General features: G+C 73.3%; 13 protein-coding genes. 10 read left to right on the top strand and 3 right to left on the bottom strand.

What is annotated here, in order from left to right; genetic code table 11:
- The coding region (locus tag FH610_RS30955; protein ID WP_139578649.1) for an acyl-CoA dehydrogenase family protein at positions 1 to 117 on the top strand (117 nt) is incomplete at its 5' end.
- A 105-nt stretch (positions 118 to 222) separates the two neighbouring features.
- Here FH610_RS30955 and FH610_RS30950 read toward each other — a convergent pair.
- Positions 223 to 3,015 (bottom strand): ATP-binding protein, encoded by a 2,793-nt coding sequence (locus FH610_RS30950; protein ID WP_139578648.1) that lies wholly within the window; start codon positions 3,013 to 3,015, stop codon positions 223 to 225.
- A gap of 96 nt (positions 3,016 to 3,111) precedes the next feature.
- On the opposite strand from FH610_RS30950, the gene FH610_RS30945 reads away from it, so the two are divergent.
- From FH610_RS30945 to pgfA (FH610_RS30915), 8 genes are all read left to right on the top strand, one after another.
- Positions 3,112 to 4,359 carry a M24 family metallopeptidase gene (locus tag FH610_RS30945; protein ID WP_139578647.1) on the top strand — a complete coding sequence of 416 codons (1,248 nt, stop codon included), beginning with the start codon at positions 3,112 to 3,114 and terminating at the stop codon, positions 4,357 to 4,359.
- Positions 4,356 to 4,952 carry a hypothetical protein gene (locus tag FH610_RS30940; RefSeq protein ID WP_205826196.1) on the top strand — a complete coding sequence of 199 codons (597 nt, stop codon included), beginning with the start codon at positions 4,356 to 4,358 and terminating at the stop codon, positions 4,950 to 4,952. The genes FH610_RS30945 and FH610_RS30940 overlap by 4 nt, the downstream gene beginning before the upstream one ends.
- 68 nt (positions 4,953 to 5,020) lie before the next feature.
- Positions 5,021 to 6,016 (top strand): MBL fold metallo-hydrolase, encoded by a 996-nt coding sequence (locus tag FH610_RS30935; RefSeq protein WP_139578646.1) that lies wholly within the window; start codon positions 5,021 to 5,023, stop codon positions 6,014 to 6,016.
- Positions 6,017 to 6,123: 107 nt separating this feature from the next.
- Entirely contained in the window at positions 6,124 to 7,746 is a 1,623-nt protein-coding gene (locus FH610_RS30930) for an MmpA family trehalose lipid delivery protein (protein WP_205826195.1), read from the top strand.
- Between the two features lie 134 nt (positions 7,747 to 7,880).
- On the top strand, positions 7,881 to 8,012 hold the full coding sequence (locus FH610_RS45340; protein WP_256862666.1) for a hypothetical protein: 132 nt from the start codon (positions 7,881 to 7,883) through the stop codon (positions 8,010 to 8,012).
- A 219-nt stretch (positions 8,013 to 8,231) separates the two neighbouring features.
- Positions 8,232 to 9,509, top strand: a complete 1,278-nt coding sequence (locus tag FH610_RS30925; protein ID WP_240809301.1) for a glycosyltransferase family 4 protein — start codon at positions 8,232 to 8,234, stop codon at positions 9,507 to 9,509.
- 8 nt (positions 9,510 to 9,517) lie between these two features.
- A complete protein-coding gene (locus FH610_RS30920; protein WP_205826194.1) occupies positions 9,518 to 13,675 on the top strand; it encodes an alpha-(1->3)-arabinofuranosyltransferase domain-containing protein in 4,158 nt (1,385 codons plus the stop codon).
- On the top strand, positions 13,672 to 14,667 hold the full coding sequence (gene pgfA, locus FH610_RS30915) for a cell envelope lipid trafficking protein PgfA (protein ID WP_139578644.1): 996 nt from the start codon (positions 13,672 to 13,674) through the stop codon (positions 14,665 to 14,667). Before FH610_RS30920 ends, pgfA (FH610_RS30915) begins: the two co-directional genes overlap by 4 nt.
- On the opposite strand, the gene FH610_RS30910 is transcribed toward pgfA (FH610_RS30915), so the two are convergent.
- The gene (locus tag FH610_RS30910) at positions 14,608 to 15,378 is read right to left on the bottom strand and encodes a class I SAM-dependent methyltransferase (RefSeq protein ID WP_139578643.1); all 771 of its coding nucleotides are present in this window, start codon (positions 15,376 to 15,378) and stop codon (positions 14,608 to 14,610) included. The two genes, pgfA (FH610_RS30915) and FH610_RS30910, sit on opposite strands and share 60 nt — an antisense overlap.
- Before the next feature lie 1,920 nt (positions 15,379 to 17,298).
- Positions 17,299 to 18,531, bottom strand: coding sequence for an acyltransferase family protein (locus FH610_RS30905; protein WP_205826193.1), 1,233 nt, complete (start codon positions 18,529 to 18,531; stop codon positions 17,299 to 17,301).
- Positions 18,532 to 18,746: 215 nt separating this feature from the next.
- Here FH610_RS30905 and pgfA (FH610_RS30900) point away from each other — a divergent pair, with 215 nt between their 5' ends.
- Entirely contained in the window at positions 18,747 to 19,676 is a 930-nt protein-coding gene (gene pgfA / locus FH610_RS30900; RefSeq protein WP_139578641.1) for a cell envelope lipid trafficking protein PgfA, read from the top strand.
- Positions 19,677 to 19,719: the final 43 nt, after the last annotated feature.

Raw genomic sequence — 19,719 nt, 5'->3', positions numbered from 1 at the left:
CGCGCCGTGCTCGCCACCCGCGCGATGACGATCTACGGCGGCACGACCGAGGTGCAGCTCAACATCATCGCCGAGCGCATGCTCGGCCTGCCCCGCGACCCCGAGCCGGGCAAGTAGCCCCGGCCGCGGCCGGTCGCGCGGGCCACTCGGGTGCCCGCGCGACCGGCCGCCGGCGCGGACGTACGCGCAGGCGGCGCGACAGCCGTGGGCACGGGCCGGGGGTCAGCCGTCGCGGTGGCGCGTCCCAAGGGCGGGATCGCCGAGGTCGAGCCGGCCCAGTTCGGTTCTGGAGGCGACGCCGAGCTTGGGAAAGGCCTTGTGCAGGTGATAGCCCACCGTACGCGGGCTCAGGAAGAGCTGGGCGCCGATGTCACGGTTCGTGGCGCCCCGCGCGGCCAGACGGACGATCTGCAGCTCCTGCGGGGTCAGCAGGCCGGCCACGCCCACCGCGCGGACGTCGCCGGCCACCTCTCCCGTGGCACGCAGTTCGGCTCGGGCACGCGTGGCCCAAGGGTCGGCGCCGGCGCGTTCGAACATGTCCAGCGCCTGTCTGAGGTGGATTCTGGCGTCGGCCTTGCGCCGGTTTCTGCGCAGCCATTCTCCGAACAGGAGCCGGGTGCGGGCCTCCTCGAACGGCCGGCCTCCGTTCAGGTGCAGGCCGACGGCCTGGACGTAGTGGCTCTCCGCCTCCTCGTCCCGCGCGGCGGTCAGCGCTCGGCAGCGCAGGGCGACGGCGCGCGCCCAGGGCTGCCCGGTGGCGGTGGCCCATTCGTCGAACCTGGCGAGCGGTGCCCCGGCCCGTTCGGGCTGCTCGCACCGGACCGCCGCCTCCACCAGGTCCGGCGCGAACAGGGTGGTCGAGAGCTGGTGGCGGACGGTGCCGGTGATACCCGTCTCCAGATGGTCCAGTGCGGCCTGCGCCCTGCCCTGTCCGAGGGCGAGCAGGCCCTGTGCCCAGACCGCCCAGGCCAGGCTCGACACGTTGCCGTGGTCGATGGCGTGGGCGCGGACGCGGCTGGTGAGCTGTTCGCAGGCCCGCTCGTCGCCCCGGACCGCGGCGAGCCACGCGAGCACACCCTGCAGGTGGTCGACGCGGTGGTGCTGCCCGGTGTCCTCGGCGATGCGCACGGCTTCGGTGGCCGACGCCTTCGCGTCCTGGAACCGGCCCAGGTAGAGCTGGCTGCTGGCGAGGTTCTGCAGCGCGTGCGGCAGCCAGCCGATCATCCCCTGGGCCCGGCAGTCGTCGGCCAGGCCGGCGGCCAGGTCCAGGGACGTCTCGTCGTCGCCCACCATGAAGGCCATCGACGCGATGATGAGCCGTTCTCCGGGGCCTGCCGGCTGGGATCGCAGGGCGTCGGCGAGTGCCGCGTGGATGTGCACCAGCCCGCGGGCGGAGTCGCCCGCCAGCAGGGCGGCCAGGCCGGTCAGCGCGGAGACGACCGGGTGGAGGGGATGCCCGGCCGGCAGCTCCAGGGCGTGGAGGCGGTCGACGGCCTGCCCGGCCAGTTCGGGCGCGCCGGCGAACCAGGCGTCGCGTACGGCTTCCGCCAGCATCGACGCGGCCATCTCCGGGTCCGTGGCCGCGATGGGGGCGGCGGCGCTCATGAGGATGCCGTGCGCGACCCGCGGTGAGCCCTGCTCGAACTCGACGGCCGCGCGGACCCCCGCGAGCTTGGCCTGCTCGCGCGGATCGTCGGTGAGCAGGGCCGCCCGGTCGGCCAGCGCGCGCGACCGCAGGAGCTGACCGGCGTCCATCGCCGCCTCGGCCGAGCTGATCAGCCGGCGTACCCGCTCGCGCGGGTCCGGGGTGAGCTGCGCCGCGCGCTGGTAGGCCGCGGTCGTGGCCGCGTGGCCGCTTCTGCGCCTGGCCCGCTCGGCCGCGTGCTCCAGCTCGGCGGCGACGGCTTCGTCGGGGTCCGTGCACGCGGCGGCGAGATGCCAGGCCCGCGCGTCGACGTGCCGGCCGCCGTCGGCGGCTCCGGCGAGAGCGGCGGCCAGTGCCCGGTGCGCGGCCACGCGCCTGGTGAACGGCGCACTCTGGTAGGCGGCCGCCCTGATCAACGGGTGGCGGAAGGAGAGCTCCCCGTCGACGCGGATGAGCCCGGCACGCTCACCCGGTTCGACCGCGTCGGCGCCGACGCCCAGCCGCCGCGCGGCCGCGAGGATGACGGTGAGGTCGCCGGTGCTCTCCGCGGCCGCCACGAGCAGCAGGGTGCGGGCGGGTTCCGGCAGGGCGTGGATCTGTGCCTGGAAGGCCTCCTGCATCCGGCTGGTGAGCGGGAGCGGACCGAGATGGTAGGCGAGCGGATCGATGTGCCCGGCCCGCTGTTCGGGCGTGAGCGCCGCGGGAAGCTCGATGAGCGCGAGCGGGTTCCCCTCGCTCTCGGCGAGGACGCGGTCCCTGACGTGCGGCGCCAGTGTGCCGGTGGTCTCACCGAGCAGCGCGGCCGCGTCCGCCGGGCCGAGGCCGCCGAGCCTCATCTCGGGCAGTCCGGTCGGCCGGAATCCGAGGCTGCCGTCCCGGATGGACAGGATCAGCGCCACCCCTTCCGCCTCCAGCCGCCGCGCGGCGAAGAGCAGAGCGTCGGCCGAGGATCGATCCAGCCACTGGGCGTCGTCGACCAGGCACAGCAGAGGCCCGTCGCCGGCGAGCTCGGACAGCAGGGTCAGCGCGCCGAGACCGACCAGGAAGCGGTCGGTCGCGGCGGAAGCGGCCAGTCCCAGGGCTCCTCTGAGGGCGTCCGCCTGCGGGACCGGCAGCCGGTCGAGGCGGTCGATCCCGGAACGCAGCAACAGGTGGAGCGCGGCGAACGCCAGCTCGGTCTCGCTCTCGATGCCCACCCCGCGCAACGTCCGCATCCCCGCGGAGGAGGCCTTGCGTGCCGCGTGATCGAGGAGCGCCGACTTGCCGATCCCCGCCCGTCCGCGGACCACCAGAGCGCCGCTTCGGCCGTCCCTGGCCTCGGCCAGCAGGTGATCTATTCGATCGGTTTCGGCCCTACGCCCGTACAACACGGGACGATCCTATTGAGGACGTGACGTATGTCCGCTTGGGGATGACCGGTCATGTGACAGATTACGGGCGGGCGGCACCGGCCTAGCGTCGTCGGCATGGATCTTCCGACGTTCTCCCCGGCGGAACGGGACCGGCGCTGGGATCTCGCCCGCGAGCTCATGGACGCCGAGGGCGTCGACGCGCTCGTCGTCTACGGCGGGCGCGGGAGCGGCGGGCCGGCGGAGTGGGCGCCCGACGTGTTCTTCACCAACGACTGTCCCGGCGCGATCGTCGTCTTCCCCCGGGTCGGCGAGCCCATCGCGCTTGTCCGGTCTCCCGCGCGCATCGGCGACCACCTCGCGGCGAGCGCGCGCGGCGACGCGGTGTGGATAAGGCCGGAGAACATGCTGGTCGCCGGGCACGCGTACGGCGTGGCGGAGGTGCTGCGCGCACACGGGCTCGACAGGTCGCCGATCGGCGTGCTCGGCCTGGAGGCCTGCGCGCCTTCCCACACCGACCCGCTTATGCCGTACACGTTGTGGTCGTCGGTGCTCCAGCAGCTTCCCCAGCTGACCTTCAGGTCGGTGGAGCGCGGTTTCGTCACCCGAACCCTGCCCCAGTCCGCCGAGGAACTCGTGGTCGTCGGCCATGCCGCCGCCGTCGGAGAGGCCATGGCGCGCGCCATGCTGCGGGCGGTGCGACCCGGCGTCAGCGAGGCGTCGGTGTACGCGGCGGGCGCGGCCGAGTGCCTGCGGCAGGGCGCCATGGCTCCGGGCATGTCGATCACCTCAGGGAGGGAACCCGTCTCCTGCGGCCCGCCCGCCTGGTCCTACCGGCCGCAGAGGCCGCGCGTGATCGAGGACGGTGACCTGGTCCTGGCCGAGATCTCCTGCTCGTACGGCATGCGCGAGACCCGGCAACGGGTCGCCGTCGCGGTCGGCGGCATCCATCCCGAGCTGGAGGCGGCCGCGCGGACCGCCCGCGCCTCCTACGAGGCGGGGCTGGCGGTCCTGCGCCCCGGGCGCACGTTCGGCGAGGTCGTGACCGCGATGACGCGGCCGCTGGAGGAGACGGGCGGCCGGCACCCGCACCCCCTCGTGCACGCCCTCAATCCTCGCGCGGCGGTCGGCGGGTCCGGGGCCAGACTCGGCGTGTTGCCGGAGACCGCGCGCTACGGGCTGCTCGCCGAGCAGCCCACCATCGGCTCCGATCTGCCCCTCGTTCCGGGAATGACCTTCGCCCTCACGCCCACCTGCGCCTACGGCCGCCGGTCGGCCGGCCTCGGCGGCACCGTCGTGGTCGGCGAGGACGGGCCGATCGAGCTCAACACCATCACCACCCACCTCATGAGGAGCACTGGATGACCCGCCACCGTTCCACCGTCGCCGCCGGCCTCGTGGCCGCCGCCCTGATCGCCCTGTTCGCCTACCTGTCACCGGGGCTGGCGCTCTGGCTGACCTTCATCCCGGCGATGGTGATCGCCTACGGCTGCCACCTCGCGACCACCGACCGCAGGCTCCCCGACCCCTCCCGGGTGCTGCCGATCTACCTCATCGGCCTGGCCTGGCAGTTCCTCCACTTCGGGGAGGAGTTCATGAACGGGTTCAACTGGCGCTGGCCCACCCAGGTCTTCGGCGCGAATGCCATGTCGCTGCCCATGTTCGTCTGGATCAACATGATCTCCTACGCGGCCTTCGCGCTGGGCGCGCTCGCGATCTACCGGGGCTGGCGGGTGCCGCTGCTCATCGCCTGGTTCTTCGCCATCATGGGCGCGATGGGCAACGCGATCGGCCACCCCATCTACGACCTGGTCTCAGGTGACCTCGCCTTCCCCGGCATCGTCACCTCCCTCGGCTACTGGGTCATCGGCCCGATCCTCGTGTACCGCCTGTGGACCTCCGCTCGCCCGCACGCGGACGTCGCCCCCGGCGCCCGCCCGGTCGCCGCCTCCGTCTGATCGCCGGGTACGCCGCCGCCCTCTCGACGGCGGCGTCCTCACCGCAACCTGAACCGAAGGGAATCGTCATGTCCATCTCTCGTATTCCGGAGCGCGAGATCGCCGAGCGGCCCACGGGCTACGGAGGTCCGAACCTCTCGCCGGTGGGTCTCGAACTGGTGCCGCACGAGTTCACGCCCGGCGTGTGGGCGCTCATGGCCAACCTGCCGCCGAAGGACAACAACGGCGTGATCACGGGGCGGGACGCCGCACTGGTGGTCGACGCCGGGATCACTCCCGGCGTCTCGGACAAGATCCAGGCCGTCGTCGCCCGTCTCACCGACCGGCCGCTCCGCTACCTGGTCAACACGACGTACCACGGCGACCACACCTTCGGCAACGCCGCGTTCCCCCGGGAGGTCGTGATCGTCTCGTCCGGGGCGAACAAGGCGAACATGACCGACCTGGCGTACGAGAAGCAGACCCGCTCGGCCAACATGTACGGCGACGCCGCACTGCTCGACGAGGTCACCGTGTGGCGCACGCCGGACCTGACGTTCGACTCCTTCGCCGAGATCGACCTGGGCGGACGCGTCGTCCAGCTGCATCACTTCGGCCCGGGCAACGGCCCGGGAGACACGATCGTGTACGTCCCCGACGCCCGCACCGCCTGGACCGGCAACTTCCTCTGCCACGCCGGCATCGCCCACATGCTGCTCCAGGGCGGCCCCGAACCGTACCTGGGCTCGCTGCGCAGAATGCGCGATGCGCTGCCCGATCTGGAGACCATCGTCTCCGGGCACGGCCCGATGGGAGACGGGCCCGCGGCCGTGGACGCTCTCGTCGGCTACCTCGAACGGCTCCATGCCGAGGTTGAGGCGAGTGTGAAGGCGGGCCGCAGTCTGGAGGAGACGTTCGCGGCCTGCACCGATCCCTGGGCGGAGCGCCTCGATCCCCGGCTGTCGGCCGCCCTCGCGCGTTATCCGGTGCCAGGGGAACTCGCCCAGCAGGGCATGCTCACCCTCTGCCGTGATCTGCACCGGCTCAACGTCCTGGCCACCTACCGCCTTTACGAAGACCGGTGAGGACCCGCCGAGTACGGCGGCGCCGCGCCGGGGCCTTCTCCGGCGGCAGCGGCGGCTCGAATCGTTGTGAGCGTTGACCGGCGGGTCAGCGCACTAGCCTGTACGGCATGCGGCCGCCCTTCCGGTTCGTACGGCTTGGCCTGGTGTGGGGTGGTCCCGCCCTCCGGCCGCGTGCCGTGCTCGCGCGGTTCGGGCCGGCTGTGCTGGGTCTGGCGTGCGGGGTGCTGGCGCTGGGGCCCGCCCTCGGGCCGGGGTTCGCGCTGCGCTACGACATGGTGTTCGTCCCGGACCCGCCGGTGCGCCTTCCCGGCGGGTTCCCCCGTGCAGTGCCGAGCGACCAGGTCGTGGCGCTGCTGTCGGCCGTGGTCCCGGCCGAGATCGTGCAGAAGGCGATCCTGCTCGGGCTGTTCACGCTGGCCGCCTCGGGGGCCGCGGCTCTCGCGCGCGACGCCCTGCCCGGGGGCGGGATCGTGCCCCGGCTGGCCGCGGCGGCGTTCTACGCCTGGAACGCCTACCTGGCCCAGCGCCTGCTCATCGGGCAGTGGGCGCTGCTGCTCGGATACGCCGGGCTGCCCTGGGCCGTACGCGCCGCGGCGGGTGGCAGGGCGGGACGGCTCACGGTGGCGCTCCTGCCGGCCGCTGTCGGCGGGTTCCAGGCCATGCTCGTCAGCGCCCTGACCGTGCTCCCGGTGGCCGCGCTGCGTGGCGGGGGAGGAGGGGCACGGGCGGTGCTGTCGTCGGTGCTGCGGGGAGGGGCCGTCGTCGGCGTGCTCAGCCTGCCGTGGCTCGTCCCGGCGCTCGGCTCGGACGCCGCGGCCGATCCCGCCGCGGTGGCCGCGTTCGCGCCGCGGGCGGACGGGCCGTTCGGGACGCTCGGCAGCCTGCTCGCCCTCGGCGGCATCTGGAACTCCCACGCCGTGGTGCCCGGGCAGGAGATGCCCGCGCTCGCCACGGCCCGCCTCGTCCTCGCCGCCGCCGCGGTCGCCGGGTTCGTACGGCTCGGGGTCGTCCCGGCGCGGCCCGCGTGGTGGCCCGGCCTCGCCGCGGCGGCGTGCGCGGGTGTGTTGGTCGCGTGTGCCGGGGCCTTCGCGCCCGGCGTGCCGCGCGCCCTGATCGGATGGTGGGCGGGGTTCGGCCCGCTCCGCGACGGCCAGGTGTACGTCGCGCCGTTCGCGCTCGCGCAGGCGGCGGGCGTCGCGGTCGTGGCGGCGGCCCTGCGCCGGAGCATGCCCGCTCCGGTGGCGGCGGCCGCGGTGGCGGTGCCGATGCTGGCCCTGCCGACGTTCGCGCTGGGCGCGTTCGGCAGGCTCGGGACGGCCGAATACCCCGAGGAGTGGCGCCGCGTCCAGGCCGTCGTCAACGGGGATCCCGCCCCCGGCGCGCTGCTGTCGCTGCCCTGGAGCGCCTACCGGGCGTTCCCCTGGAACGGCGGCCGGGTGGTTCTCGACCCCGCCACCAAGATGTTCTCCCGGCCGGTGGTGTGGAACGACGCGCTCGTCGTCGGCACGGGCGGCGGGAGACGGATCCGGGTGGCCGCCGAGAGCCCTCGCGCGCGGCGGATCGGCGCGCTGCTGGCCGGGCCGGCGGCGGTGCCGCTCACCGGGGCGCTCAAGCGGGAGGGGGTGCGGTATGTGCTCGCCGGAGGAGTTGACGAGAACACGTTCTTGTCCCGGTTGCCGGGGGCGACCCCCGTCTACAGGGGCCCGGAACTCCTCCTGATACGCCTGTGATCAGCCAAGATCTGCGCCACGCGGCATACTGGACGGTAAGTCTTTTTATCACGGTTTGACCAAGGCTATGGTGTAGGAGCTGTATCACGTTCTAATCTCGGCGCACCGCGCGTTTCGACAAGGAGGAAGCATCCGTGTTGAAGGTTCTGGCTGCTCTCGCGGTCGGGGCCGTGCTCGCCGGCGTCGCCTCCGTGGCGGTCGTCAACGTGGCCGCGCCCACCGCTGAGCCGCCCAACAAGCCGCTCTACAACTACGGCGACAGGTGAGCGCACCAGACCTGACACCCGTTCCATAAGGACTCCCTCGAAAAGGACTCCCCGCGAAGACCCAGTTCGTCAGGGGCGTGGTTTCGCCATGCCCTCATGCGTCCGTGCCCCGATTCGCCGCACCGCCCACCCTCCGCGCCCCGGGACCACCTGTACCGGGGGCCGCGTCCCGCGGTGCCCCGAACTCGCCGCGAAGACGCGTCACCCGAAGGAGTGGTCGTGGTCGCACAGGGTGCGAAGGCGAAGTCCTCGGGGCGCCCGGCCCCCCTTCCCGAGCCGCCCGACAGGCCGCATCTGGCGGCGACCGACGCAGGTGCGGCTCCGGCCGCCGTTCCCCCGCTCGAAGGCGTACGCGTGGCCGTGCTGAACTTCCGCGAACCGGGCCAGACCGTCGCGGGCGGCGCGGAGGAGTACGCCTGGCGGGTCTCCGCCTACCTCGTCGGCCAAGGGGCGCGCGTCCACTTCGTCACCAGCCGGGAGCGGTACCAGACCCGCGGCGAGTCGCGTGACGGCATCGAACTGCGCAGGATGGGCAACAAGTATCTGGTCTACCTCCTCGTCCCGCTCTGGCTGATGCTGCACCGCCGCCGGTTCGACGTGGTCGTCGACTGCATGAACGGCATCCCGTTCTTCTCGCCGGTCGTGGCACGGCGCCGTACACGGGTGATCTGCGTGGTCCACCACGTGCACGACCGGCAGTTCTACGCGTTCTTCCCCCGGTGGCTGGCGCGGATCGGCTGTTTCATCGAGGGGCCGGTGGCGCGGCTGCTGTATCGGCGGTGCACGACGGTGACGGTCTCCGAGTCCTCCCGTGACGAGCTGCGCGAGCGCCTCCGCTGGCTGGCCCCGATCGAGGTGGTGCCCAACGGCAGCCCGACCGCCAGGCCCGTCGCGAGGGAGCCGGTGCCGGGCGACCCGGCCGTCGTCTACCTCGGCCGCCTGGTCGGCCACAAACGCGTCGAGCGGGTGGTCGAGCTCGCCGCCGACCTGGCGCCCGGCCGTCCCGGCCTGCACGTGCACGTCGTCGGACGGGGCCCCGAGCACGACCGGCTGGCCGAGCGGGCGGGCAGGCCCGACGTGGCCGGACGCGTCCACCTGCACGGATTCCTGCCGGAGGCGGAGAAGAACGCGATGCTGAGCGGCGCCAGGCTCAACGTCACGGCCTCGGAGTTCGAGGGATGGGGGCTGACCGTGATCGAGGCGGCGGCGCTGGGCGTGCCCACCGTCGCCTACGACGTGGCCGGCTTGCGCGACTCCGTACGGCACGGCGTGACGGGGTGGCTGGTGCGCGACGGCGAGCGGCTCGCCGACGTGGTCGACCAGGCGCTGCGGGAGCTGGACGATCCCCTGACGAGGGCACGGATGGCCCGGGCGTGCCGCAGCTGGGCGGGCGAGTTCACCTGGGGGAAGACGGGGGCGGCCATGACCAGACTGGTGGCGGGCGAACTCGGCCTGCTCCCCGCGCGAACCCCCGGCAACGGCCCTGAGAAGTCCTGAGCGCGCCCGTGTCCGTTGACGTCTCGGTCCAGCCGCGGGAGCCCGGTCACGCCCGGGAGGGGGTGACCCGCGAGCCAGGGGAGACCGCCGGGGCCCCGGAGACGGCCCCCGCCGCCCGTCCCGCGCCGCCGGGCCGGGCGCTGCGGCACCGGCTCCGGCTGCTGGCGGGCTGCCTGCTGCTCGCGGCCGTCGCCTTCAACACCGCGCCCGGCGCGGTGATCTCCGAGACCAAGCTCGACATGGCGGTGAACCCCCTGGGGTTCCTCTCGCGCGCGCTGCACCTGTGGGATCCGGCCTACTTCGGCCACCTGCAGAACCAGGCGTACGGCTACCTCTTCCCGATGGGCCCGTTCTACGTGCTCTTCCGGGCCATGGACATGCCCGCCTGGGACATCCAGCGCCTGTGGATGTCGCTCGTGCTGTGCGCGGCGTTCCTCGGGACCGAGCGGCTGGCCCGGGCCATGGGGATCGGCTCGCCCGGCACCCGGATCCTCGGCGCGCTCGCCTACGCCCTGGCCCCGCACGCGCTGGCCCTGATCGGGATCAACTCCTCGGAGTTCCAGCCGACCGCCGTGCTGCCGTGGGTGCTGCTGCCACTGGTCCATGGGACGCGGGAGGGCGCGAGCCCACGCCGGGCCGCCGCGCTGTCGGCCGCCGCGTTCCTGTTCGCGGGCGGCGTCAACGCGGCGGCGGAGCTGGCCGTGCTCGTCGTCCCGCTCGTCTACCTGCTCAGCCGCCGCCACGGCGGGCGCACGTGGGCCCTGCTCGGCTGGTGGCTGCTGTTCGTCGGCCTCGTGTCGATGTGGTGGCTCGTCCCGCTGCTGCTGCTCGGGCGCTACATCTTCTCGTTCCTGCCGTTCATCGAGACGGCGTCGGCGACCACCAGCGTCACCTCGCTGGTGAACGCGCTGCGCGGCACGTCGAGCTGGATCTCGTTCCTCCCGGTGGACGGGCAGCCGTGGCTCCCCGCGGCCTACGACCAGGCCACCGTGCCGTGGCTGGTCGCCGCCACGGCGCTGGTGGCCGGGCTCGGGCTGACCGGCGTCGTCCGCAGGGCGACCCCCGAGCGGACGTTCCTGGTCCTGTGCGTGATCGCCGGCCTGCTCGTCGTCACCGCGGGCCACGCGGGCGACCTCGCCCACCCCTGGACCGGCCAGGTCAGGGACCTGCTCGACGGGCCGCTCGCGCCCTTCCGCAACCTGCACAAGTTCGACGCGCTGATCCGGCTTCCGCTCGCGCTCGGCCTGGCCGCGCTTCCCGTCGCGGGGCCGGTGCGCCTGCGCGGGCGGGTCACCGCGGCGGCGGCCGGGCTGCTCGCGCTCACGATCGTGCCGGTCGCGACGGCCGGGGTGACCGCCCGCGGGTCCTTCGCGGACCTCCCCGCCTACTGGCGCGAGGCGGCGGCCTGGCTGAACCGCAACGCGGGCGACGGCATGGTGCTCGCCATGCCCGGCTCGGCGCGGGGCGAGTATCTGTGGGGCCGCCCGCTCGACGAGCCCATGCAGTCGCTGCTGACCGTGCGCTGGGCCACCCACGCCAACGTGCCCTGGGGATCGCCCGGCCTGGCCCGGGTCGTGCAGGCGGTGGACGAGCGCTTCGCCACCGGGCACGGCTCGCCCGGCCTGACCGAGGCCCTGCGCCGGGCCGGGGTGACCTACCTGCTCATCCGCAACGACCTGGTCAGGGAGACGCTCGGGACCGCCTGGCCCGCCCGGGTGCACCAGACCCTGCAGGACTCCGGGCTGTCCAGGACCGCCGAGTTCGGGCCGCTGGTCGGCCTTACGGCGAACGGCACCGCCTCGGGCTGGCTCGACCAGCCCTACCCGGCGCTGGAGGTCTACAAGATCCCCGGAACGGCACCGCTCGCCTCGACGGTGCCCCGTGCGGGCACGCTGCACGTGGAGGGCGCCCCCGAGGCCGTGCTCGACATGGCCGAGGAGGGACTGCTCACCGACGACCGCCCGGTGCTCGTGGGCGACGAGCCGGGCGCGGCGGCGATCCCCGCCCGCGACACCATCCTCACCGACACACTGCGCAAACGGGACATCGTGTTTGGTGACGTACGGCGCGTCGCGTCGGCGACGCTGACGGGCAACCAGGCGCCGGTCTCGACCGACCTCACCGATCCGGCCTGGTCGGCGGCCACGTCGACCGCCCGCTACCTCGACGTGAAGGACGTCACCGCCTCGTCGGCGGACTCCGCCGTCACGGCCGCCGTGGGCCAGCGCGACCCGGGGCGGCAGCCGTACGCCGCGCTCGACGAGGATCCGCGCACGGGATGGCGGTCGGACGGCTGGCACGGCGCGGTCGGGGAGTGGCTGGAGGTCCGCTTCACCGGCCGGGTGGACCTGACCGAGATCTCGGCGGCCTTCGAGCAGGGGGCGATCGGCCCGCCGGTTGCCGAGGTCGCGCTGGAGACCGAGCGCGGGGTCCGCCGAGTGGCGGTGGCGCGCACCGACGCGCTCCAGCCGCTGCGCCCGGTGCCCGGGAAGAGTTCGTGGCTGCGGATCAGGGTGACCAGGCTCGCGTACGAGCCGAGGACGGCGCTCGGCAGCCGGGTCGGCGTCACCGACCTGCGCATCCCGGGCGTGCGGGCGGTGCGGACGATCTCGGTGCCGGACACCGGCACGGGCGACCCGGGCACCGTGCTGCTCACCAAGCAGGGGGACGCCGACGCGTGCATGCGGGGCTCGGTCGCCTGGACCTGCTCCTCGCGGCTGCAGATCATCGGAGAGGACGGCTACGGGTTCGACCGGCTCGTCCCGGTGGCGCGCGACGGCGTGCGCACGGTGCGCGGGCAGGCCGTGCTCGCCGATCCGAAGGCGGCGGACCTGATCACCACGCTGCCGAACCAGTATCCGCACGTCAGCGCGTCGTCCACGGCGGCCGAGCACGGGGCCGTGCTGGGCCGCCAGGCGATGGACGGCGACCCCTCGACGCTGTGGTACGCCCAGCCGTTCGACCGGCGTCCGACGCTGTCGATCGACCTGGGCAGGACCCGGACGTTCTCCCGGATCCGGGTGCTGTTCCCCGACTCGGCGCAGGGCATCCCGCCGGTGAAGCTCACGCTGCGCGCGGGGGCGGCGCTCACGGAAACACGGGCGGTGCAGGGCTGGGTGGACCGCGACGGGGTGTTCACGTTCCCCGCGCTGAAGACGCGGAGGTTCACCATCGAGTTCACCGCGCCCGCCTCCCGCGCGATCGAGGTGGCCGAGATCGCCATTCCCGGGGTGAAACCCCTCGGCGGCCTCGGCGCCATCCCGCTGCGGCTGCCCTGCGGCTACGGCCCGACCCTGCGGGTGGACGGCGACGAGGTGCCGACCCGGGTGGTCGGGGGCACGCTCGACGACGTGCTCAACGGCCGTCCGCTGACCTACTCGGGGTGCGCGCCCGTGCACCTGACCGAGGGGCGCAGCCGGGTCGGCGTGGCGCCCAGCGACGCCTTCCGGGTGCGCTCGGTGGTGCTGGACGACGGAGCAGGAGAGGCCAGGGTGGGAGAGAAGAGCGCGGCGGTGACGGCCACCCCCGCCACGGTGACGTCGTGGGGGCCGCAGGAGCGTCGCCTCCGGGTCACCGCCGCCACGCCCTCCTACCTGGTGGTCAACGAGAACTACAACGCCGGCTGGCAGGCGTACCTCGACGGCGTACGGCTGACACCGGCGAGGCTCGACGGCTGGCGGCAGGCCTGGGAACTGCCGGTCGGCGGCGGCGATGTGGTGCTGCGCTACGAGCCCGACCCGGCCTACCGCATCGCGCTGCTCGCCGGGCTGGGCCTGGCCCTCGCGGTGGTGGCCCTGGCGCTGGTGCGCGGCCGGTCGCGGCTGCGCCCCGTGGGGCCGGGCCGCGTCCGCACGCTGTGGGTGTGGATCGCGGCGCCGATCGCCGGACTGTGGGCCGGGGGCGTGGCGGGCGTGGTCGTCGTCGCCGCCGCGCTGGCGGCGTTCCTGTGGCTGCGCGGGATCGCCGGCGCCCAGCACGCGGGGCCGAGCCGCCTTAGGGCCTTCGCCCGCCACGCCGCCTCCGCGTGGGTGGCGCTCGTCGCGCTCGGCCTCGCCGGGCTCGCCCAGGCCGCCGGGCAGGGCCAGGCCGCCGACGCGCTCTGCCTCGTCGTGCTCGCCCGGCTGCTGGCCGCCGTACGAGATCAGCAGGGGGAGGTGGCCCGATGACGGGCGCGTTCGTGCGGCGTCGGCGCACGCTCCTCCTGGCGGGCATCGCCTTCCTGATCACCGTGGGGGCGCTGTTCCACTTCTACGTCTACCCGCGGACCACGGTCCTGCCGCTGGAGCAGACCCGCGTCCAGCGGCTCGTCTCGCCCTCGGCCACCTACCTCGACACCGCCACCTTCCGACTGCATCGGAACGTGCCGGTGCAGAACACGGTGGCCGTCTATGGCGATCCGCAGGCGGGTGACGACCGTACGGCCGTCTGGGTGGAGTTCTCCTCGCTGGACACCCGGGACGGCGAGCGGGTCGACTACCACGAGCGCCGCACGGCCTTCGACCGGCGGACCGGCCTGGCCGTCGAGTGCTGCGGGGAGTACGTCGACGACGACCCCGGCGTACGGCAGGCCGGGCTGGCCTTCCGGCTGCCCGCCGGGGCCGAGCCGCGCTCGTACACGGTGTTCGACCCGGTGCTGCGGCGGGAGGCGCCGATGCGGTTCGAGCGCGAGGAGACCGTCGAGGGCGTGCCGACCTACCGCTACACCTACTCGGCAGGGCCGGTGAAGACGGCCGACCTGCCCGGCCCGGTGCCCGGCACGACGGTCGGCATGCCGGGGGAGGAGCGGGTCGTCGTGGCGCGGTACACCGAGATCACCCGCACGATCTGGGTCGAACCGGAGAGCGGTCTGACCGTGCGCACGCAGGAGCGGCGGCGCGACACCCTGCGCACGCCCGACCAGGTCGAGCGACAGGTCGCCTTCGACGCCGACCTGACGACGAGCGCCGCCGAGGTGCGCGCCTTCGCGGACGAGGCGGCCAGGTTCCGCCGGTGGATCCTGCTGACGCGCGAGTGGATCCCGCTGGCGTGCGGCCTGCTCGCCGCCCTGCTCACCGTGGTGCTCGCCGTAGTCTTCCGGATCGCCACCCGGCCGAGGAGGTCACCGGCGGCGCAGCACCAGCAGCAGGTTCCAGGTCACGATCTCGCGAACGCCGGGTAGATGGATCGCCGGGGTCGCCCAGCGAGGGTGGTAGCGCGGCAGGGCGTCGACGAGGTCGGCGCCGGGATGCCGCCTGGCCCACGCGAGCGCCCGGGCCACCGAGACGGCGTACAGGCTCGTGCCGTACACGTTCTTGGGAGAGCGGCGGTGGCGGCGCGCGTAACGGCGCGCGGCGCGGTGCCCGCCCAGGTAGTGCCACGGCGAGGTCTCGTGGCCGCCCCAGGGCGACAGCCAGTTGGTGAACGACAAGTAGACGATGCCGCCCGGCCGCGTCACCCGCACCATCTCGTCGCCCATCCGCCACGGATCGGGCACGTGCTCCAGCACGTTGGAGGAGAAGCACACGTCGACGGATCCGGTCTTCAACGGCAGGTCGAGGGCGCTGCCGAGCACCGCGCCGTCGGGGATGGCGCCGGTGCGCGCGCTCATCTCCCCGGCGTCGCAGTCGACGCACACCGGCCGCGCGCCCACGGCGCGCAGCGCGTCGGTGAAGTAGCCGGGCCCGCCGCCGACGTCCGCGACGAGCGCGCCGCCGAGGTCGGCGTACGCCGCGAGCTGGGCGACGGTGTCACGGGCGAGCAGGCCGTAGAAGAAGTCGGGGTCGGTCTGCTCCTTGCGGAAGGCGCTGAACAGGCGGATCGAACGGGCCAGGTCGGCGCGGAACGGCTCGGCGTGCACGACGTCCCTCTCCTGTCGGGTGCGCCGGAGCATAACATCCCCCTTTGTTCCCCCCCTTTTTGTCCCACAGCGCTGGGAGAATCGCGATGACACAGATCATGCGTACCGGTCGGTCCGGCATCGCGTCGCCGCGATGGCGAGCAGGTCTGGCGAACCCCGTCGTGATCACGGCGGTCCTGCTGGTCGTGGCGTCGCTGGCGGTCCGGATCCCCGTGATGACGTCCTCCTCCTTCGTCGAGGACGACTTCCTGTTCGTGGGCGACGCCTACGAGCACTCCCTGACGTTCGACTTCCTGTTCCGCGTCCACAAGGGCCACCTGATGCCGGGGGCGCTCGGGCTCACCTGGGTGCTGTCGAGGCTGTCGCCGTACAACTGGCTGCTGGTCTCGGCGGTCACGCTCGTCGTCCAGGCGGCCGTGGCGGTCATGCTGCTGCGGCTGCTCGTGCGGCTGTTCGGCACGCGGCCCGGGATCCTGCTGCCGCTCGCCTTCGCCCTGTTCTCGCCGCTGACCGTCCCGGCCTTCGGCTGGTGGTCGGCCGCCATAAACGCGGTGCCGCTGCAGCTCACGATGGTCATGGCTCTGGCGGCCCAGGTCAGGTGGGCCGGGGAGGGCGGGGCGCGGCACGCCCGCCGGGCCTTCTACTGGGTCCTCGCCGGCATGGCGTTCAGCACGAAGGGGGTCTTCGTCCCGTTCCTGCTGTTCGCGCTGACCACGTCGCACCTGCGGCCGTGGGCGGGCGCATGGATCGCGGTCATGCTCCGCGAGCTGCGCTCCCACTGGCGGCTGTGGGGCTCGTACGTGCTGCTGATGGGCGGATACGCGGCGCTGTACCTCGCCCGCCGCGGCACCGCGCCGGGCGAGGGCGCGGCCGTCCCGGCGCCGGGCAACGCGGCCGACCTGCTGGGCCGCCTGCTCGGCCAGGTCTTCCCCGCCGGAGTGGTCGGCGGGCCGCTGTCATGGGGTCCGGTGCTGCCCAACGGCGGGCTTGCCGATCCCAGCCAGCTGCTGGTGGCCGCCGGATGGGCCGTGCTCGCCGCCCTGGTGGTCGCCACCGTGCTGTGGCGGCGGCGGGCCGCGCGCGCCTGGCTGATCCTGGCGGGCTACCTGGTCGCCGCGGACGGCGTGCCGACGGCGATCGCACGGGGCACCGGGCTCACCCAGGTCGTCGGCTCCGAGACCCGCTACGTCGCGGACGCCGCGATCGTGCTCGCGGTCTGCCTGGGGCTCGCACTGCTGCCCCTGCGGGACGAGACCGAGCCCTACCGGCGGCCGATTCCCGCGGGGAGCGGGCTGCCGACGGCGGCGGGCCTCCTCGCGGGCGCCTACCTCGCGATGTCGATCGTGTCGATCCAGAACTACCGCGACACGCTGTCGGGAGACCGGGTGCGGGCCTACCTGGCCGCCGTACGGGCCTCCCTCGCCAAGGTCCCGGACACGGCCGTGATCTACTCCAGCCCGCTCCCCGAGTACATCGTGCTGCCGTGGAACGGCAACCGCAGGCTCAGCCACCACCTGCTGGCCCCGCTCGCCCGGCCCGCGCTGCGCGCCAGGATGCGCGTGCCCGAGCCGTCGGAGCACGCGTTCGTCTTCGACGACAAGGGTGGGCTCGCGCCGGCCGAGGTGAAGGCGTCGATCGGAGTGGTGCCGCCGGGGGACCGCTCGTGCTTCCCGCTCCTCGGCGACGCGATCTTCTTCCCTGACGTCGTGTCCTTCGGCGGGCCGGGGCCGATCGCCGGGCTGGCCTACACCGCCAAGCGGGCCGGCACCGGCAGCTACGAGATGAACGGGCAGCGGGGGCAGCTGCAGTTCCACGCCACCGGCTCCGGCGGCGCGCTGGTGCAGTTCCCGGTCACGGCCGTCGGCAAGGGGCTGCTGATCCGGCTGGACGACCCGGCGGCGGTCTGCCTGAAGGGCTTCGCCTACGGCGACCCGGTGCCCGGAGCGCCCGCCCCTACGGCCGCGGCGCCGCCGCAGCCGTCCCCGTCCCCGTCTCCGTCCCCGTCGGCGTCCCCTTCCGCGTCCCCTTCCGCGAAGAGGTCGCCAAGCGGGCGAGGTGCCTCGCCGGCTCCTCGACGTAGCGGTGGGTGAGCGTGGCGAGCAGCAGCGTGAGCGCGCCGACCACGACGAGGTTGCCGACGAAGTTCCCGCTCCACGCCTGCTGCTGGGTGAAGTCGTACCAGAGATAGAGGGCCACGAACTGCCACAGGAACACGCCGTAGGACACCCGGCCGAGGAAGCGCATCACCCGGCTGCTCAGGAAGCGGCCGTACGCCGAGCCCTCGGCCGGCAGCAGCGCGGCCGGGGTCACCAGCCCGGCCGCCACGGTGGCGTACAGGGCCAGCTCCGACAGGTCCGCCCACACGCCGTCGACGCCGCTGAAGCGCGTGCCGGTCAGCGGCGAGGCCGCCACGGCGTACGCGAGGGCGGCGACGAGCAGGAACGAGCCCGCCGACGCGCCCACGGCCCGGACGAACCGGTGCGCCGGGCCGTTCTCGCCGGTTTCCCGGCGGGCCCACTCGGAGACGACGGCCAGCGCCATGCCGACCGCGAAGAACACCCAGGCCCGGGGGAGCCAGGTGTTCAGGTAGGGCCGGTAGACGGGGAAGTAGGTGATCAGCGCCCATGCGAACGACGAGGCGGCCAGCACGGCGACGCCGGTCAGCAGTCGCCGAGCGCGGGTGTCGAGGCCGGGGCCGCCGCGCCGGGCGTACGCCGCCAGCGCGGCGGCGACCAGCGGCAGCAGCACGTAGAAGGCGGCCTCGACGCACAGGCTCCACATCTGGGCGAGCCCGCGCGGCCCGAGGCCGAACCACCAGGGGTGGATCTCGTAGGTCTGGCCGAGCAGCAGCAGTTGCAGCCACGTCTTGACGTCGCCGAGGTGCGGCCCGGCCCACAGCGCCATCGCCACGGCCACGACCAGCCAGTACGCCGGGAGGATGCGCAGGGCGCGCTTGATCAGGTAGACGCGGGTGTCCGGGGGACGCTCCCCGAGCAGCGCGGCGCGCGCGTAGGGCCGGTAGAGGAGCAGCCCCGACAACGCGAAGAAGATGGGGACCGCGACGTCGCCCCGGGCGAGCAGGCTGCTGAAGAAGTTGTCCCGCAACGCCGCCGCCGACTCGATCGCGACGTGGAAGACGAGGACGGCGACGGCCGCGAGCGCCCGCACGCCGTCGAGGGCGTCCACATGGCCGGAGGGAACCTGACCGGAAAGCACGGCTGTGTCACGAACGGGTTGCGAACCGGCCGGTAACATGTCACGAGTCGCCGTCGAGCTAGAACCTGTTTCGGTCACTTTTCCGCATCCCTGGTGACGTCGGTCACTGCCCCGTCTAACATACAGCGAAATAGGAACGTGTTTCAGGACAAATAGGCAGTAGCTGGCCTGCCCCAGGAGGAGCGATGCGCCGCGGATTAGGAGTGGTCCTCGTAGGACTCGGGGCGTTCCTTGTCGTTCTCGCGCCGCTGCTGAGGTTCCAGGTCGCGGACAAACTCGTGCAGGCGCCGGCGAACCAGTACAGCATCACACGGCTGACCGCCGAGAACGCGCAGTACTTCAGCAAGCGGGATCTGAAGGTCCTCACCGGCACCCTCGACATCACGGTCACGACCAGGGGCGACGTCAAGGACGCCAAGGACGACCACGTCGTGTGGGACCAGTTCACCAACGCCAACGACGTGACCAACAACAATCCGCAGATCTCCATGACGCAGTTCCGCAGCGCGTTCAACAAATACAACGGCCAGGGCGTCACCTGCTGCGGCACGAGCGTGAACAGCGGATCGGGCGCGCAGCCGGTGCAGTTGCAGGGCCAGATCTTCCTGTTCCCGTTCGGTGTCGAGAAGAAGACCTACCAGGTGTTCAACACCGACACCCGCAAGGCGTACGACGCGACGTTCGACGGCGAGGACACGGTCAACGGCCTGACGGTCTACCGCTTCGTGCAGCGGATCCCGCCGACGCCCATCGAGAAGCTCAGCGCGCCCGCCTCCGTGCTCGGCATGAAGGGGACGGGCGACATCCAGGTCGACCGCGTCTACGACGGCGTGAACACCTTCTGGGTCGAGCCGACCACCGGCGTCCCGGTCAAGCAGGAGCAGCAGCGCCACGAGGTGCTGAAGACGGCCGACGGCGTCGAGCGCATGCCCGCCCTCATCGCCACCGCCTCGTTCACGCCGGAGACCGTCGGCGAGCTCGTCCAGACGGCCCGCGACAACATGGCCCAGATCACGCTGATCAAGACGACGCTCCCGCTGGTGGCGCTCATCCTCGGGCTCGCGCTCGCCGTCGTCGGAGTGTGGCTGCTGCTGCGGCCGGGCCGCGTGGACTGACCCGGGAAGCCGGCCGACCCGTGAAGCGGGACAGCGCACTGAA

It is taken from the genome of Microbispora catharanthi, from assembly GCF_006334915.2.
Taxonomy (GTDB): Bacteria; Actinomycetota; Actinomycetes; order Streptosporangiales; family Streptosporangiaceae; genus Microbispora; species Microbispora catharanthi.
Note: the sequence above shows the minus strand (reverse complement) of the source record. Positions and strands in the feature narration are given on the sequence as shown.

Coding starts and splice junctions, on each gene's coding strand:
- FH610_RS30945 (WP_139578647.1), top strand. CDS start 3,112: ATGGATCTTCCGACGTTCTCCCCGGCGGAACGGGACCGGCGCTGGGAT.
- FH610_RS30910 (WP_139578643.1), bottom strand. CDS start 15,378: ATGCTCCGGCGCACCCGACAGGAGAGGGACGTCGTGCACGCCGAGCCG.
- FH610_RS30935 (WP_139578646.1), top strand. CDS start 5,021: ATGTCCATCTCTCGTATTCCGGAGCGCGAGATCGCCGAGCGGCCCACG.
- pgfA (WP_139578644.1), top strand. CDS start 13,672: ATGACGGGCGCGTTCGTGCGGCGTCGGCGCACGCTCCTCCTGGCGGGC.
- FH610_RS30940 (WP_205826196.1), top strand. CDS start 4,356: ATGACCCGCCACCGTTCCACCGTCGCCGCCGGCCTCGTGGCCGCCGCC.
- FH610_RS30930 (WP_205826195.1), top strand. CDS start 6,124: ATGCGGCCGCCCTTCCGGTTCGTACGGCTTGGCCTGGTGTGGGGTGGT.
- pgfA (WP_139578641.1), top strand. CDS start 18,747: ATGCGCCGCGGATTAGGAGTGGTCCTCGTAGGACTCGGGGCGTTCCTT.